The sequence below is a fragment of the Pigmentiphaga sp. NML030171 genome (genome assembly GCF_002188635.1).
GTDB lineage: Bacteria > Pseudomonadota > Gammaproteobacteria > Burkholderiales > Burkholderiaceae_B > Pigmentiphaga > Pigmentiphaga daeguensis.
Genome location: NZ_NINX01000050.1, coordinates 105,906 through 121,549, shown reverse-complemented (window position 1 = coordinate 121,549; position 15,644 = coordinate 105,906). Strand labels below are relative to the sequence as shown.

At 67.6% G+C, this 15,644-nt stretch carries 15 protein-coding genes; 2 read left to right on the top strand and 13 right to left on the bottom strand.

Going from position 1 to position 15,644, the window contains the following annotated elements:
* Positions 1–2 precede the first annotated feature (2 nt).
* A complete protein-coding gene (locus CDO46_RS24905; protein WP_087841263.1) occupies positions 3–1,187 on the top strand; it encodes an FAD-dependent monooxygenase in 1,185 nt (394 codons plus the stop codon).
* 16 nt (positions 1,188–1,203) lie between these two features.
* Here CDO46_RS24905 and CDO46_RS24900 read toward each other — a convergent pair whose 3' ends face one another.
* The 3 genes from CDO46_RS24900 to CDO46_RS24890 all read right to left on the bottom strand — a co-directional run bounded on the left by CDO46_RS24900 (position 1,204) and on the right by CDO46_RS24890 (position 4,249).
* Positions 1,204–2,112, bottom strand: a complete 909-nt coding sequence (locus CDO46_RS24900; protein WP_087841262.1) for a LysR family transcriptional regulator — start codon at positions 2,110–2,112, stop codon at positions 1,204–1,206.
* 267 nt (positions 2,113–2,379) lie between these two features.
* Positions 2,380–3,351: a tripartite tricarboxylate transporter substrate binding protein gene (locus tag CDO46_RS24895; protein WP_165963263.1), complete on the bottom strand. Its 972-nt coding sequence runs from the start codon at positions 3,349–3,351 to the stop codon at positions 2,380–2,382.
* Positions 3,352–3,421: 70 nt separating this feature from the next.
* Positions 3,422–4,249 (bottom strand): alpha/beta fold hydrolase, encoded by an 828-nt coding sequence (locus tag CDO46_RS24890; RefSeq protein ID WP_165963264.1) that lies wholly within the window; start codon positions 4,247–4,249, stop codon positions 3,422–3,424.
* A 181-nt stretch (positions 4,250–4,430) separates the two neighbouring features.
* Between CDO46_RS24890 and CDO46_RS24885 the strand changes: the two genes are divergently transcribed.
* Entirely contained in the window at positions 4,431–5,123 is a 693-nt protein-coding gene (locus tag CDO46_RS24885; RefSeq protein WP_087841259.1) for a TetR/AcrR family transcriptional regulator, read from the top strand.
* 35 nt (positions 5,124–5,158) lie between these two features.
* Here the strand turns inward: CDO46_RS24885 and CDO46_RS24880 are convergent, their stop codons facing one another.
* The 10 genes from CDO46_RS24880 to CDO46_RS24835 all read right to left on the bottom strand — a co-directional run bounded on the left by CDO46_RS24880 (position 5,159) and on the right by CDO46_RS24835 (position 15,641).
* Positions 5,159–5,560, bottom strand: coding sequence for a hypothetical protein (locus tag CDO46_RS24880; protein ID WP_087841258.1), 402 nt, complete (start codon positions 5,558–5,560; stop codon positions 5,159–5,161).
* 11 nt (positions 5,561–5,571) lie between these two features.
* Positions 5,572–6,303 carry an SDR family oxidoreductase gene (locus CDO46_RS24875; protein WP_087841257.1) on the bottom strand — a complete coding sequence of 244 codons (732 nt, stop codon included), beginning with the start codon at positions 6,301–6,303 and terminating at the stop codon, positions 5,572–5,574.
* 21 nt (positions 6,304–6,324) lie between these two features.
* Positions 6,325–7,287 carry a tripartite tricarboxylate transporter substrate binding protein gene (locus CDO46_RS24870; protein ID WP_087841256.1) on the bottom strand — a complete coding sequence of 321 codons (963 nt, stop codon included), beginning with the start codon at positions 7,285–7,287 and terminating at the stop codon, positions 6,325–6,327.
* A gap of 29 nt (positions 7,288–7,316) precedes the next feature.
* Positions 7,317–8,051, bottom strand: a complete 735-nt coding sequence (locus CDO46_RS24865) for an enoyl-CoA hydratase/isomerase family protein (RefSeq protein WP_087841255.1) — start codon at positions 8,049–8,051, stop codon at positions 7,317–7,319.
* The gene (locus CDO46_RS24860; RefSeq protein WP_243724609.1) at positions 8,048–10,408 is read right to left on the bottom strand and encodes a xanthine dehydrogenase family protein molybdopterin-binding subunit; all 2,361 of its coding nucleotides are present in this window, start codon (positions 10,406–10,408) and stop codon (positions 8,048–8,050) included. Before CDO46_RS24860 ends, CDO46_RS24865 begins: the two co-directional genes overlap by 4 nt.
* The gene (locus CDO46_RS24855) at positions 10,401–10,898 is read right to left on the bottom strand and encodes a (2Fe-2S)-binding protein (RefSeq protein WP_087841253.1); all 498 of its coding nucleotides are present in this window, start codon (positions 10,896–10,898) and stop codon (positions 10,401–10,403) included. The genes CDO46_RS24860 and CDO46_RS24855 overlap by 8 nt, the downstream gene beginning before the upstream one ends.
* Positions 10,895–11,350 (bottom strand): CoxG family protein, encoded by a 456-nt coding sequence (locus CDO46_RS24850; protein WP_087841252.1) that lies wholly within the window; start codon positions 11,348–11,350, stop codon positions 10,895–10,897. The genes CDO46_RS24855 and CDO46_RS24850 overlap by 4 nt, the downstream gene beginning before the upstream one ends.
* 43 nt (positions 11,351–11,393) lie before the next feature.
* On the bottom strand, positions 11,394–12,185 hold the full coding sequence (locus CDO46_RS24845; protein WP_087841251.1) for a xanthine dehydrogenase family protein subunit M: 792 nt from the start codon (positions 12,183–12,185) through the stop codon (positions 11,394–11,396).
* 141 nt (positions 12,186–12,326) lie between these two features.
* The gene (locus CDO46_RS24840; protein ID WP_087841250.1) at positions 12,327–13,490 is read right to left on the bottom strand and encodes an acyl-CoA dehydrogenase family protein; all 1,164 of its coding nucleotides are present in this window, start codon (positions 13,488–13,490) and stop codon (positions 12,327–12,329) included.
* A gap of 30 nt (positions 13,491–13,520) precedes the next feature.
* Complete coding sequence (locus CDO46_RS24835; protein ID WP_087841249.1) at positions 13,521–15,641, bottom strand: acetate--CoA ligase family protein; 2,121 nt, start codon at positions 15,639–15,641, stop codon at positions 13,521–13,523.
* Positions 15,642–15,644 lie beyond the last annotated feature (3 nt).

Genomic DNA, 15,644 nt, shown 5'->3' with positions numbered 1-15,644 from the left:
TCATGCGCATCATCATCGCCGGCGGCGGCCTGGGCGGACTGACCGCCGGCCTCGCCCTGCTCCAACAAGGTTTCCAGGTCCGCATCCTGGAACAAGCCCCGCAATTGAAGGAAGTCGGCGCGGGCATACAACTCGGGCCCAACGCCGTGCACGTGCTGTACGCGCTGGGCCTGGAAGGCGACTTGAGAGAACAGGCCTGCGAGCCGGAAGGCAAGATCGTGCGGCTGTGGAACACCGGCCAGACCTGGAACCTGTTCAACCTGGGCGACGTATCGCGGGAACTCTACGGCTATCCGTACCTGACCGTGCATCGCGCCGACCTGCACCAGGCCATCGCCGCCGGCGTGCGGCGCGCCGATCCCGACGCCCTGGTGCTGGGCGCCAAGTTCGAGCGCTTCGAGCAGAACGGCGACGGCGTGACCGCCTACACGGCCGACGGCCGAAGCTTCCAGGGCGACGTGCTGGTCGGCGCGGACGGCGTGCATTCGCTGGTACGCGGCCAGTTGTTCGGCGCCGACCGGCCCGATTTCTCCGGCCTGGTCGCCTGGCGCGGCGTGATCGAGGCCGACAAGCTGCCCGAGCGCCTGAGCCGCCCGGTGGGCGTGAATTGGGTCGGCCCCGGCGCCCACGTCATCCACTATCCGCTGCACGGCTACAAGCTGGTGAACTTCGTCGCGGCCGTGGAACGCAGCGATTGGCAGGTCGAGTCCTGGACCGAGCGCGGCACCACCGAAGAATGCCTGAACGATTTGCGCGGTTGGAACGAGGACGTGCATACCCTGGTGCGCGCCATCGACGTTCCCTACAAATGGGCGCTGATGGTTCGCGACCCCATGCCCCGCTGGAGCGAAGGCCGGGCCACCCTGCTGGGCGACGCCTGCCATCCCATGCTGCCTTTCCTCGCGCAAGGCGCGGGCATGGCCCTGGAAGACGGCTACATCCTGGCGCGCGCATTGCGCCAGTACGCGGACCCGGCGCAGGCGCTGCAACGCTACGAGCAGGCACGCAAGGATCGCACCGCCAATGTCATCCTGGGCGCCAATGCCAACGCCAAGCGATTCCACAACCGGGAACTGGCCCACGCCGAGGGCGCGGCCGCCTACGTGAACCGCGAATGGCAGGAAGACCGGGTGAAGGAACGCTACGAGTGGCTCTTCACCTACGACGTCGAAACCGTGCCCATCTGATCGGCCGCGCCTTCCCCTACGTGCGGGTCGCCATCACGGCCTTGAAGACCTCGGTGAATTCAGTCAAGGTATCGGGCCGGGGCGCCCCCGCCCGCATCACGTAGCAGAAATCGAAAGTCACCGCCGGACTGATCACCCGGTGCTCCACGGCGTAGCGTGCGCACGCGCTTTGCGAAAACTCCGGAATGATGGCGATGCCGAAGCCCTGCTCTGCCAGCCCCAGCGCCGTATCCAGGTGCTGTACGGCGATGCGGCGGCCGATGTTGATCTGGTGCTTGAACAGGGCCTCTTCCGCCAATTGATGAATGGGGCTGTCTTCCGTCAGCGCCACATAGGGCTGATCGCGCAGGATCTCCCAGGTCGTGTCCTTGCGCCCCTTCGCCGACGGAACCGGCGCATAGCTTCCCGGCGCATAAACCGCCAGCAGCCCCGATGGCGCCAGCGCCTTGCGCACCAGCCCCGACACCTTGGAAAAAAACGCGCCGAACGCCGCATCGGCCTCGCCCGTCTCGACCAGTTGCTGGATTTCGAGGGGGCTGCCGGCGATGATCTCGACCTCGACCTGCGGGTGGTCCGCCAGGAACCGCCGCATGGTCTCCGGCACGACATTGGCCGCCATCAAGGGCGTGAATGCCAGACGCAAGGCGGCGCCTTCCTGGCGCCCCATGTCGCGCAGGCGGGTCGCCGCGGCGCTGAGTTCACGCTCGACCAATTCCGCCGCGGGCAGAAAAACACGGCCAGCCTCGGTCAACACCACCGCGCGGGTGGTACGTTCGAACAACCGGGTATTGAGCTGGGATTCGAGTTCGCGAATGGTCGCGCTCAGCCCCGCCTGGCTAAGATGCAGACGCTGGGCGGTGCGGGTGAAATTACCCGATGCCGCCACCCCCAGAAAAGCCCGCAATTGGCGCAAAGAAATATTCATGCGCCAATTATTTCAGTTTTCCCCCAGCCGTGCGCCCCCCCAAGACCCAGGATGCGGTGGATCCGGCTCCGCCGGTCCACCCGCATCGCCCCCTTAAGGGGGCGCCCGAAGGGCGTAGGGGGTGGGCTTCCCTTCCGGTCCACCCGCATCGCCCCCCGGGACCCGGCGCCGGGCCGCCCCAAGGCGGGTCCCGGCCCCCTTGGGGGGCTGCCGCGTAGCGGCTGGGGGCCCACCATTCTGGGCGCGCGTCAGCGCGTAGGGGGGGTCTTAATCCAGCTTCAACCCCGTCCGGCGCACGATATCGCCCCACTTCGAGATATCGGTAGCGATGATCTTGCGGAACTCTTCGGGCGAGGTCGGCGCGGGATCGGCGCCGGCCGCGCGCACGCGTTCGATCACGCCGGGGTCGCTCAGCGCCGCCCGGATCGCCGCGTTCAGGCGCTTGACGACGGGTTCGGGCGTGCCGGCGGGCACGGCGATCCCGAACCAGCCCATGGCCTCGTAGCCCTTCATGCCCGACTCGTCCAGCGTCGGCACGTCGGGCAGCGAGTTCGACCGTTCGCGCGTCGTCACGGCGAAGGCCTTCATGCGCCCTTCCTTGATATATGCCATGGCGCTGGGCGTATCGCTCATCGCCAGCGGAATCTGCCCGGCCAGCGCATCGGTGGTGGCCGGGCCCGTGCCCTTGTAGGGCACCAGGACGGTCTTCACGTCTCCAATCTGATTGAAAAGCTCGCTGGCCAGGTGCATGACCGTGCCCAGGCCGCCATGGCCGATCGACAGCTTGCCCGGCTCTGCCTTGGCCGCGGCAAGCAGGGCCTTGACGTCCTTGTACGGCGAGTTCGCCGGTCCCACCAAGACAAAGGGCGAGCTCGCAACCATGCTGACCGGGATGAGGTCCTTGACGGGATCGAAAGGCATCGTCCGATACAACACGCTGTTGATGCCCAGCGCGCCTGCCCCGCTGAATACCATCGTGTAGCCATCGGGCGCCGATCGAACCACCGATTCGACGCCGATGTTGCCGCCTGCCCCGCCCTTGTTCTCGACCACCACCTGCTGGCCCAGCTGCTTGGACATGACGGGTGCCATGACGCGGGCGATGAGGTCCGTGCTGCCGCCCGGCGGGAACGATACCACCAGCCTCAGCGGACGATTGGGAAAATCCCCTTGCGCCTGCGCCGCCGGCAAGGCCAGCACGGTCGCGGTCGCCAGGGCCGTCATGATCATCTTCTTCATTGCAGTCTCCTTTCTCATAGCCATATGGGTCCTGCCGCTCGGTGGCGGCCTTTCTTATTTTTGAACGCGATCAAATTTGATCATGTTTCATTTCCAGCGACCGCACCATCAGGGCATTCACCGTATCCGCGGCCTCGTAGGCCGCCCAGTGGCCCGCCCGGGGAATCATGTCGAAGACAGCCTGCGGCAACGCCTCGCGCAGGGCGCGGCCTTGCGCGGGCGCATCGCCGCCGCCGTAGACATCGCGTTCGCCGGCAATGCCGTGCACCGGACAACGCAGGCCCAGGAAAGCCTCCAGTTCGCGGCTGGCCAGCAGCGGCCGGGTGTCCAGCCGGCAACGCTCCAGGTTGTCGGCATGCAGCCGGACGGCCTGGTCATCGACCAGGGCGGCGTCGCCGAACATGGAAACTTCAAGGTTGTGCCGGTGGATACGGGCCGCCTCGGCCGGATCGGCTATGCCGCGCCAACGCAGCAATTCCGGCGGCCGCGGCACCGTGCGCGTGAAAGCTCCGCGCAACAACAGTATCTGGCGGACGCGCAGTGGCTGTTGCCGCGCCATGCTCTCCCCCAGGACCGAGCCCAGGGAAAATCCGACGAGCGCCACGTTTGCATCGGGACCCGCGATCTGATCGATGCCGCGCCACAACAGACTGGCGAAAGCGGCGCACGACACGTCGCCCGCCGGCAGGTCGGAATCGCCATGGCCGGGCAGATCGGGCACGAGCACCGTGAAGCGTTCGGCCAGAGCGGCGATGTTGCGCACCCAATGCGTCCACGAACCGCTGTTGCCGTGCAGGAGGACGACCAGCGGGCCGGCGCCCCATTGCCGCCAGACTACGGCCCGGCCATCGTCAACCGTGGTGTGGATCCGGGCGGATTGCCCCAGCGCGTCGACCATTTCGTACACCCTTGTCTCTCTCGCGTCCGGTGACATCCGGCGCTTATGATAATAACACCTTATATAAAGTTTCTTTACTTATCAAGAGAATCTTGCATCATCGCGCGGGAGGCCTGCCGAGTTCTTCTAGAATAGGCGGCCCGGCCCCGCCGCCCCTCATTCCTTCGCGTCCTGCTCTTTCATGAAGAATCCATCCGCTTCGTCGTCCCCGAACCAGGAACTGGGCTTGCGCGAGCGCGCCAAACTCGACAAGCTGCGGCGCATCAAGCACGCAGCGCGCGACATCTTCCTGGAAAAAGGCTACGACGCGGCGACCACGCGCGAGATCGCGCAGCGCGCCGAAGTGGCCATCGGAACCATCTTCGTCTACGCCGAGGACAAGCTCGATCTGTTGATGATGATCGTCAACAACGACCTGGATGCCGTGAACGACAAAGGCGCCAGGGTGCTACAGCGGGACGGCCCGTTGATCGAATTGCTCATGGCTTTCTTTGAGCTGCGGTACCGCTACTGGGCCAGGCATCCGCAGATCTCGCGGCCGGCCGTGCAGGCCACCTCGGACTTCCTGGCTCGCAGCAGCGACCGTGGCGAGGAAACGCGCCGTTTCTACGCCCGCCGCGCCAACATTTACGCCATGCTGGCCGACGTGGTGCGGCGCAAACAGGAGCAGGGGCAAATAGGCAGCAACGCGGCCCCCGAGCTCATCGCCTCGTTGTTCGTCACCATCTATCTGGCCGAAGTGCGGCGCTGGCTCAGCCAGCCCACGCCGCGCCCCGGCGTCGGCCTGGCCTCGCTGCGCGCGCTGCTGCGCCTGGCTATCGAGGGGCTGGCGCCCATGGACGCCGAACGGCAGGCGCTGGCATCCACCGACTGAGCGGCGACGCCATGCGGCGCGGCCCGCCGTGCGGGCTACGCCCCTCCCAACAGGTCGCGCGAATCGAGCAAGGCGTAGACGATCCCGGGCGTGCGTTCGAAGCAGCGGCGGATCGCGGCGGGAATGGCCTCACGCGTCTTGCGGCACAAGCCCCGCTGTTCCGCCAGTTCGATGGCGATACCGCGCACCGTACGGACTTCGTTGGCGCTGGGCTCGATATGCAGCACGATACCCAGTTGCGCATGCATGCGCGCCTGCATCGCCATCAGGTCCTCCAGGGAGGCCAGGGCCTCGAGGCGAGCCACCAGCCGCTTCTCTTCTTCCTTGGTCAAAAGAAGAATGCGCCTATCGCCCTGCGGGTCGGCCAGCAAATGGTCGCGTTCGCAGATACAGGCGCCGGGCGGGCATTCCTTGCGGATGGGAAACGAGGCGTTCATGCCTCGGGATTTTAGCCCCTACCCAGCAAAGGCATGGACAGCGGAAACATCGTGCCTTCGTAAAAATTCACTTCGGGCGGCAGGCTGGCCATCAGCAGCACGACGCGGGCCACGTCCTCGGCCTTCATCAACTCGCCGGGTTCGAACTTGCGGCCGGACTTGGCGGCCAGCGCCGACTCGGTCACGCCGGGATGCAGCACGCTGACCGCGATGCCGTGCGCCCGTCCGTCCAGCGCCAGCGCATGGGTCATGCCGGACAAGCCGTGCTTGGTCGTCGTGTACGGCACCGAGTCCGGCCTCGGCACCTTGGCCGCCACGCTGCCAATGTTGATGATGCGTCCCTGGCGCCGCGGCTTCATGACCCGAAAGGCCTCGCGGCTGCAAAGGAAAGCACCGGTCAGGTTCACATCGAGGACGCTGCGCCAGGTGTCCAGGCTCATGTCCTCGATAGGCTGACTGGTGGTGACGCCGGCGTTGTTGACCAGCACGTCCACGCGGCCATGGGCGGCAAGCGCCGCGCCGAACAATCGCGCCACGTCTTCCTCACGGCCGACATCGGTGACGCAGGCGAGCGCCTCGCCGCCCGCCTCGCGTACCATCCGTGCCGTCTCGTCCAAGGCATCCCGGCTGCGGGCGGCCAGCACCACGCGCGCGCCGGCCTGGCCGAACGCCACCGCCACGGCCCGGCCTATGCCGGAACTGGCGCCGGTCACGATCGCGACGCGATCCTCAAGACTTCGCATGTTTGCCCCGTCCGTTGCCCGTCATTCGACGGTCATGCCCGCGGCGCGGATAATGCGCCCCCACTTCTCGGTATCGACCGCCACCACCCGCGCGAGATCGTCCGGCCCTCCACTCAGGGGTTCGGCGCCGATGCCACGCAGAAAGCGGGCCATCTCGGGGCTGCCGGTGACCTTGAGCAACGCGGCGCTCAGCGTCTTGCGCACGGACTCGGGCGGATTGGCGGGCAGAAAGATGCCGAACCATCCCCCCAGGTCGTAGCCTTGCACCCCGGCTTCGGCCATGGTGGGCACATCGGGCAACGACGTGGGCCGCTTGCTGCCCGTCACCGCCAGCGCCTTCACGCGGCCCCCCTTGAGCTGGGGAATGGCCAGCGTCGCGTCGGCAAACAGGAAACTCACCCGCCCCCCGATCAGGTCGGTCATGGCCGGCGGCACGCCCTTGTAAGGCACGTTGACGGCATCGACGCCGGCCAGTGTCTTGTAGAGTTCTCCCGCCACCTGTCCCGTGGCGTTGCCGCTGCCCCACGAATACTTGCCGGGCTGATCCTTGAGCATCTTGGTCAACTGCGCGACGTTGTCGACCTTGGTGTGTTCGGGCGCCACCAGCAGGACGAACCCCAGGCTGGCCACCGTGCCCACCGGCGCGAAATCCTTGATGGGATCGAAGGGCAGCTTCTTGAACAAATGGACGTTGGCCGCATGGGTGGAGTTCGGCGTGAACAGGATGGTGTAGCCGTCGGCAGGCGCCTTGGCCACGAAGTCGGCGGCCAGGTTGCCGAGCGCGCCGGCCTTGTTTTCCACCACCACCGGCTGGCCGAGCTCCTTTTCCAATCCCGCAGCCACCTGGCGCGCCACATTGTCGATGCCGCTGCCGGCGGGATATCCCAGCAACATGCGTACGGGCCGCACGGGGTAGTCGGCGGCCAGGGCCGGCGCGCCGGCCATCAGGGTGATCGCGGCAAACGCGGCAAGGCACTTCTTCATCGATGTCGTCTCCTCTCGAAAGCGTGTCGTCACGCCGGGCGCTCGAACTTGGCCGATAGCGCGGTGCCGGACAGGTGCCCGGCGAGGCTGCTGGAGGTGCCTACCGGCAGTCCCGGCGCCAGCTCCATGAATTGCTTGACCGCGCGCACCGTGACCGGGCTGCACTCCAGGATCGTGGCCGCGATGCGGTCGGCCCGCGACCGCAGCTCGGCGCGCGGGACGACCTCGCTGGCCAAACCGGCCTGCCAGGCCTCGCGGGCGCCCACCAGGTCCCGCGTCAGCACCATGCGCGCGATCGTCTTCATCGGCACCCGGCCGATCAGCGCCGACATCACCAGGGCAGGAGGAATGTCGCGCTCCATCTCGGGAATCTGGAAGCTCGCGTCTTCCGCGGCCAGCGTGATGTCGCACACGCCCGCCAGGGCGCAGCCGACGCCATAGGCCTTGCCATGCACGACGGACAGCACCGGCACCGGCGCCGTCTTGAGCGCGTCGTACAGCGCGAGCGCCGGCATCGCCACATTGCGCCGCAGAGCCTCGCCGGTCGGCGTCGAGCCCGGCCTGGGCATGGGCGAGACCCGCCCGGCGCAGAAATCCTCGCCCTCGCCCGACAGGCGGATCAAACGGACCTGCTCGTCCAGGTTGGAGACGGCATCGATGATCAGCCGGCCCATCTCTGCGCTCATGAGATTGCCGTTCTCGGGGGTGTTCAACACGATATCCAGCAGGCCCGAATGGCTGCGTACCGATACCGGCTCGCTCATGGCTGTACTCCTTGTGCGCGTTGTATGGCCGACCAGATCGCGGCGGGCGTGGCCGGCATGGGCAGTTCCTCGCGCGTGATGCCGCGCAGCGCATCGGCCAGCGCGTTGAAAATGGCGGCCGTGGCAGGCGTGATGCCGCTCTCTCCGCCGCCTTTCACCCCCAGCGCGTTGCCGTGGGTGCGGTCTTCGGTCAGCTCCACGTCGAAGCGCCGCGGAATCGCCCCCGCGCGCGCCACGCCGTAGTCCATGTACGAACCGCTGAAGATCTGTCCGCTTTCCGGATCGACATGGTAGTCCTCGAAAAAGGCCTGCCCTATGCCTTGCGCCAGGCCGCCATGCACCTGGCCTTCGACGATGAGCGGATTGATCGGGCGTCCGACGTCGTCGATGGACGTATAGCGCACGATCTCCACGTCGCCGGTCTCGGGATCGATCTCCAGTTCGCACACCGCCGTGCCCGTGGGATGGGCGGCGATGCGGCCGTTGAACTCGGCCTCGGCGAAAAAACGGCGCTCTTCCGGATTGCCGGGCATGCCTTCGCGCCCGATATGGGCCGCGATCTCGCCCAGGCCAGCCACATGCTGCCCGGCCTGGTCGCGCACCCGGCCGTCCTCGTAGCACAGGTCCTGCACCTGGAGGCCCCACATCGATGCCGCGGCCGACAGCGCCGTGGACCGCAGGCGCTCGCCGGCCTGCACCAGCAGGTGGCCCACCAGGCGCATGGAACGGTCCGAATGCGAACCGCCGCCCACCTTGACGAAGCGTGAATCGCCGGTGCGCATGGTCACGGCCTCGAACGGCACGCCCAGCTCGTCGGCCAGCACCTGGACGAAGCTGGTCTCGTGTCCTTGCCCCGTGCTTTGCGTGCCGACCACGAAGTCGACACTGCCGTCGGTGCCTATGGTGATCTCGATGCGCTCGCGCGGCGCGCCCACCGGCGACTCCACATAATTGGCCAGCCCCGTGCCCAGCAATTTGCCGCGCGCGCGCGCATCGCGCTTGCGCTGCTCCGCCTCGCTCCACTGCGATACCACCAGGGCCCGCTCCATGTTGGCGGCGAAGCTGCCGCTGTCGTAGGTCAGCCCCATGGGACTGCGATACGGCATCTGCGCCGGCTGGATGAGATTGCGCCGGCGCAGTTCGATGCGGTCCATGCCCATCTCGTCGGCGGCGATATCCAGCATGCGTTCCATCACATGCGTGGCTTCCGGACGGCCCGCGCCCCGATAAGGACCGGTTGGCGGCGTGTTCGTGAGCACCGCGGACAGCAGCGCCGTGGCCGCGGGCACGTGGTAGACCGTGGTCATGATGCGCGAGCCGTTGGCCAGCGGCACATACGACACGGTATGGGCGCCGATATTGCCGATGATCTCGTTGTCTATGCCCAGGATGCGTCCTTGCGCATCGAATGCGATGGCCGCCCGTATGACCTGGTCGCGCCCCTGGTAGTCGGACAGGAAGGCCTCGTTGCGGTCGCTGGTCCATTTCACCGGTTGCCCGACGCGGCGCGCGGCCCACAGCACCGCAAGCTGATCGGGATTCACGCAACTGCGCGGACCGAAGCCGCCGCCCACGTCAGGCGACACCACCCGCAATTTCGCCGGGGATATCCCCAATGCATCGGCGATGCACATCTGCTGGCGCGTCACGCCCTGGCTACCCGAGATCAGCAGGTATTCGCCGGAACTGGCGTCGAAGCTGCCCAGCGCCGAGCGCGGCTCCATCTGGCAATTGACGACGCGGCTGTTGCGAAATTCCCGGCGCACGACGCAATGGGCGCGGGCAAAGGCTTCGCGCACCGCGGCCTCATCGCCCACCCGGGCCTGGAAGCACAGATTGCGCGGGGCGCCGTCCCACAATTGCGGCGCCCCGTCTTCCATTGCCTGCACCGCGTCCACCACGGCGGGCAAGGGCTCATAGTCGATCTGCACCATTTCGCAGGCATCGCGCGCCTCGCGCATGCTGCGGGCCACCACCAGCACCACCGGCTCGCCGACGTGGCGCACGCGATCCACCACCAAGGGCAGATGCCGCTGATTGAAAATGCTGCCGGTCAGCGAATGCTGGAAGGCGCGCTCCTTGAAGGCAATGGCATCGGCGGGATTGGGAATGTGGTCCATGCCGCGCAGGCCGTCATCCAGGTAATCCTGGCCGCGCAGCACGGCGATCACCCCGGGCGCCTGCGCCGCCGCCTCGATGTCGATGCCGCGGATGATGGCATGGGCATGCGTGGACCGCACGAATGCGCCGTAGGCCTGGCCGGGCAGATTCACGTCGTCGGTATAGCGGCCCTGGCCCCGCACCAGCCGCTGGTCTTCGGCGCGCGGGCGCGGCTGGCCGACCAATCGGCTATCCATGCTGCCTCCCGACCGGCTTGCCCGCTTCGGCACGGGCACGAGCCGCGTGCTTGACCGCCTCGATGATGTTGACGTAGCCGGTGCAGCGGCAGATGTTTCCTTCCAGGGCGCGATGGATGCGCTCGTCGTCCAGCGAGCCGTCGGTATCCAGGTAGTAGTCGATCGCCATCATCATGCCCGGCGTACAGAAACCGCATTGCAGGCCATGGCAGGCGACGAAGGCCGCCGGCACCTCGCCCAGCTGCTGCGGCGTCGACAATCCCTCCACGGTCAGCACCTCGCCGCCGCTGGCCTGCGCGGCCAGCACCGTGCACGACTTGACCGCGGCGTCGTCGAGCTTGACCGTGCATGCGCCGCACTGGCTGGTGTCGCAGCCGACGTGGGTGCCGGTCAGGCCCAGCTCGCCGCGCAGCAGTTCCACCAGCAGGGTCCGGTCATCCACCTCGCGGCTCGTCGCCACGCCATTGACGCGCAGTTCCACACGACTCATGGCGCGACCTTCTCTTCCACCTTGGCGCTGAAGCGTTCGAAGAACTCGGCCGCCATCTTGTTGGCGACCGAGCCCACCAGCCGCGCGCCTATCTGCGCGAGCTTGCCGCCGACCTGGGCCTGCGCCACGTAGGTCAGCACCGTGCCCTCCCCGTCTTCGGCCAGCTCGACATCGGCCACCATTTTCCCGAAGCCGGCGATGCCGCCGTCGCCCTGGCCGACGATGCGATAGCCCTGCGGCGGGCGCTTGTCCGCGATGCTCAGGGTCCCCTTGAAGCGCGCCTTCACCGGGCCGATGGCGGCCACCACCACGGCGGCGTACTCGTCCTGCGCCGCTCCGGCGGTGAACGATTCGCAGCCGGGCACGCATGCCTGCAGGATTTCCGGGGTGTTCAGGTATTCCCATACCCGTTCGCGGGGCGCCCGCAACGTATGCGATCCTTTCAGTTCCATGACTTCTCCACCTTGCTCGGCCTCGCTCCGGGCCGTCCGCGATTCAAGATAATTGCGCCCAGGCGCGCCGCGCCATCACCCTCACCAGGTTGGCGCGATAGGCGGCGCTGCCCGCGCGGTCGTCGTTCAGTTCATCGGCATCCAGGGGAACCGTGGCCAGCGCCCCGGCGTCGCCGCCGGCCAGCGCCGCCTCCGCCTCGTGCCAGCGGAAAACACAGGGCCCGGCCCCGGTCACCGCCACCCGCACGCCCTGCGCGGTATCGGCGATGAACACGCCCGTTACCGCGTAGCCCGTGGCCTTGTGGCGATACTTGGCATAAGCGCTGCGGCGAGGAATGGGAAACTCGAAGCCCACGATGATCTCGCCCGGGACCAGCGCGGTCTCGAACATGCCGGTAAAGAAATCGTCGGCGGCGATGCGCCGGCCGCTGCTGACCACGGTCGCCCCCAGCCCCAGCACGGCGGCCGGATAGTCGGCGGAGGGATCGTTGTTGGCCACCGATCCGCCCATGGTGCCGCGGTTGCGCACCTGCGGATCGGCGATCAGGCCGGCCAGGGCCGCCAGGCCCGGAATGGTCTCGCCCACCAGGGCCGATTCGGCCACGTGTACATGGCGCGTGGCGGCACCGATTTTCAGCATGTCGCCGTCGCGCGAGATGCCTTGCAGCTCCGGCAGGCGCGTCAGGTCAACCAGGTGCGAAGGCGCCGCCAGCCGCTGCTTGAGCGTGGGCACCAGGGTCATGCCGCCCGACAGGGGGCGGGCTTCGGGCTCGCGGGCCAGGCAGTCCAGCGCTTCCTGCAAGGTGGCCGGACGCACATAGCTCAGGGGGTACACATCGTCTCCGTCATTATCGTGGGCGGCCGCGACATGCCGCGCCGCCTGATCCCCGCTAACTGTAGAAGAAACACCGCAAAGGCTGAAACACGGGTTTGCGATGGCCTCACAAACATTTTCGATAAGTGTCGAAAATGGCGCTCAATCCTGGTAGCGCTTGAGCATCGTACGGGCGATGACCAGTTGCAGGACCTGGGAGGTGCCTTCGTAGATGCGCAGCGCCCGGGCATCGCGGTACAGGCGTTCGACGTGGTGATCGGCCACGTAGCCCGAGCCACCGTGGATCTGCAGGGCCCGGTCGGCGATGCGCGAAAGCGCCTCCGAGCAGAAATACTTGGCGGCCGCCGCCTGGTTGCGCACGTCTTCTCCGCGCGCCAGGGCCTGGCCCGCCTGCATCACCAGCGCGTGTCCGGCCAGGTATTCGGTTTCGGAATCGGCCAGCATGGCTTGCACCAGCTGGAATTCGGAGATGGGCTGGCCGAACTGCTTGCGCTGCAGGGCGTAGCGCGCCGCCTCGTCGATCAACCGGCGCGCCATGCCTAGCCCCGAGGCCGCCACGCTGATGCGGCCGTGATCCAGCACCTGCATGGCGGTCCTGAACCCCTGCCCCAGCGCGGGCTCCCCGCCTATCACGTTGGATACCGGCACCCGCACGTTCTCGAAGATCACGTCGCTGATGGGCGAGCCGCGCTGGCCCAGCTTCTTCTCGGACTTGCCTATGTGCAGCCCCGGCGTATCCCGATCGACCAGGATGGCGCTGATGCCGGCCGCGCCCGGACGGGACGGGTCGGTGCGCGCCATGACGGTGAAGACGTGGGCACGCGTGGCGTTGGTGATGAAGCGCTTGGTGCCGTTGATGACCAGCATGTCGCCGTCGCGCTCGGCACGCGTCCTCAGGCTGGCCGCGTCCGAACCGGCGTCGGGTTCGGTCAGGCAGAATGCCGCGCGCAGCTCGCCGCTGGCCAGGCCCGGCAGATACTTCTGCTTCTGCTCCTCGGTACCGGCCAGCACCAGGCCCTTGCTGCCTATGCCCACGTTGGGCCAGAACACCAGCCGGAAGGCCGGCGAGGTATAGCTGAAGGCCATCTGCACCTGCAATTCCTGCATCAGGTCCAGTTCGCAGCCGCCGTAGGCCTCGGGAATCCCCAGGCCGAACAGGCCCATTTGCTTCATTTCCTCGATGACCTCGGGCGGCACTTCCTCCTTTTCCTCCACCTGCCGCTCCAGCGGCATCAGGCGTTGGCGGATGAAGCGCTCGACCGAGTCCATCAACTGAGGAAAGGTCTCGCTATCGAATGACGACATAAGATTGCTCTCCGTACAAGCGCGGCGCCCTCAGGACGCCGGCGCCGCGTCCATGACGAACAGCGCGTCCAGGGCCACGACGCCCTTGCCCGCGGGCAAGGCAATCAGCGGATTGATGTCGATCTCCGCGATCCCGGGATTGGCCAGCATCAGCGCGGACAGGCGCCGCACCACGGCCGCGACCGCCGCCACGTCCACCGGCGGCGCGCCGCGCAGGCCGGACAGTAGTTTGGCGCCCTTCAGGCGCTGCAGTTCACGCATGATCTGCGCCTCGGTCAGGTCGGGCGGCAAAAGGCGTACGTCGTGCAAGGCCTCGATCCATATCCCGCCCAGCCCCACCAGCGTCACCACGCCCCAATTGGGATCGCGGCGCCCGCCCACCACCAGTTCCAGGCCGGGGCTGGACATGGCCTCGACCAGCATGCCGTCCAGCGCGATATCCGGGCAATGCCGGGCCACCGAGGATTGGATGCGCTGCCACGCATCGCCCAGCGCCGCGGCATCGCGCAGGTTGACCGCCACGCCGCCCACGTCGCTCTTGTGCATGAGCGTGTCGGCCTGGGCCTTGAGCACCACCGGATAGCCGATCTCGCGCGCCAGCGCCTCGGCTTCGGCCGGCGTGCGGGCCAGCCCGCCCCGTGGCGTGGAGATGCCCAGCTCGCGCAGCCATTGCTTGCCCTTGAACTCGGCCAGCGGCCCCGGCTGAAGATCGTCGCGGCGCAGGCCGGATTCCGCCCCGCTGCGTTCGGCCGCCTCGGCGTGCAGGCGTCCGTAGCGGTGCACGTGGGCCATGGCACGCATGGCGCGGTCGGGCGACCGCAGGAACGGCATGCCGCTCGCATGGACCCGCTCCAGGAATTCGCTGCCCAGCGGGCCGCTGTCGCCCATGATGACGAAGCACACCGGCTTGCGCGATGCCTGCATCACCGGCAACAGTGAATCCGCCTTGGCCACTTGCTGCGCGGGCGAGCCGCCCATCAGCGGCATGATCAGGCTCCCCACGCCGGGATCGTCCAGGATGGCCCGCGCCGACAGCCCGAAGATCTCCGGTTTCTGCATGCCGATCGCCGTCAGGTCCAGCGGATTGTCGGGCGCCATGAAGTCCGGCAGGATCTGCGACAAGGCCTGCATCGTGGCGGGCTGGAAATCGGCCAGTTGCAGGCCGATGTCTTCGCAGAAATCCAGCGCCAGTCCGCGCAGGGCGCCCGAGTTCGAGGCCACGGCGGCCCGGCCTTCGGTCACGGGCTGCGGGTAGCGCGCCAGGATGGCCGTCACATCGAACATTTCGTCCATGCTGTCGACCACCACCACGCCTTCGCGCTCGACCAGCGTGCGCATGACCTGGTGGTCGCCCGCCAATGCGCCCGTGTGCGACTTGGCCGCCTCGCGGGCGCGCTGGCTGCGGCCCGGGTGCATCAGCACGATGGGCTTGCCCAGCTCGCGCGCGCGGCTCGCCACGCGCAGGAATTCGGCGGGCTTGCGCAGCATTTCGACGAACACCGCAAAAGCGTCGACGTCGGGCGCATCGACCAGCGCGGACAGGAAATCCTCGGCGCCCAGCACCGCTTCGTTGCCGGTCGAGATCGAGAACGAAACCCCCAGCCCGCGCCCCAGGAAGGCCTGGCGCAGGTTGCCGCTCATCGCGCCGCTCTGGGCCACGATGCCTATGCGCGGACCGCTGCGGACCGGCGCCGGCTGCACCGGCTCGAAGGTCAGCGGGACGGCATCCGCGAAATTGATGAACCCCAGGCAGTTGGGCCCCAGCACCGCCACGCCATGGCGGTGCGCGATGGCGGCCATGGCCTCCTGCGCGGCCCGGCCTTCGTCGCCCATTTCGGCAAAACCCGAGGCGAACACCACCGCCGCGCCCACGCCCCGGCGCCCGCAGGCCGCGACGGAATCGGCCACCGCCACCTGCGGCACCACCAGCACGGCCACGTCCACGCCTTCCGGCAGTTCGTCGATGGACTTGAAACAGCGGATGCCGTTGACTTCGTCCCGGCTGCGGCTGACCAGATGCAGTTGCCCGGCATAGCCGAAGCGCTGCAGGTTGGCCAACAGCAGGCCGCTGACCGAACCCGGCTCGGGCGAAGCGCCGACCACGGCGATCGACTTGGGCCGCAGCAGGCGGTCCAGAGCGAATGAAGACATGCG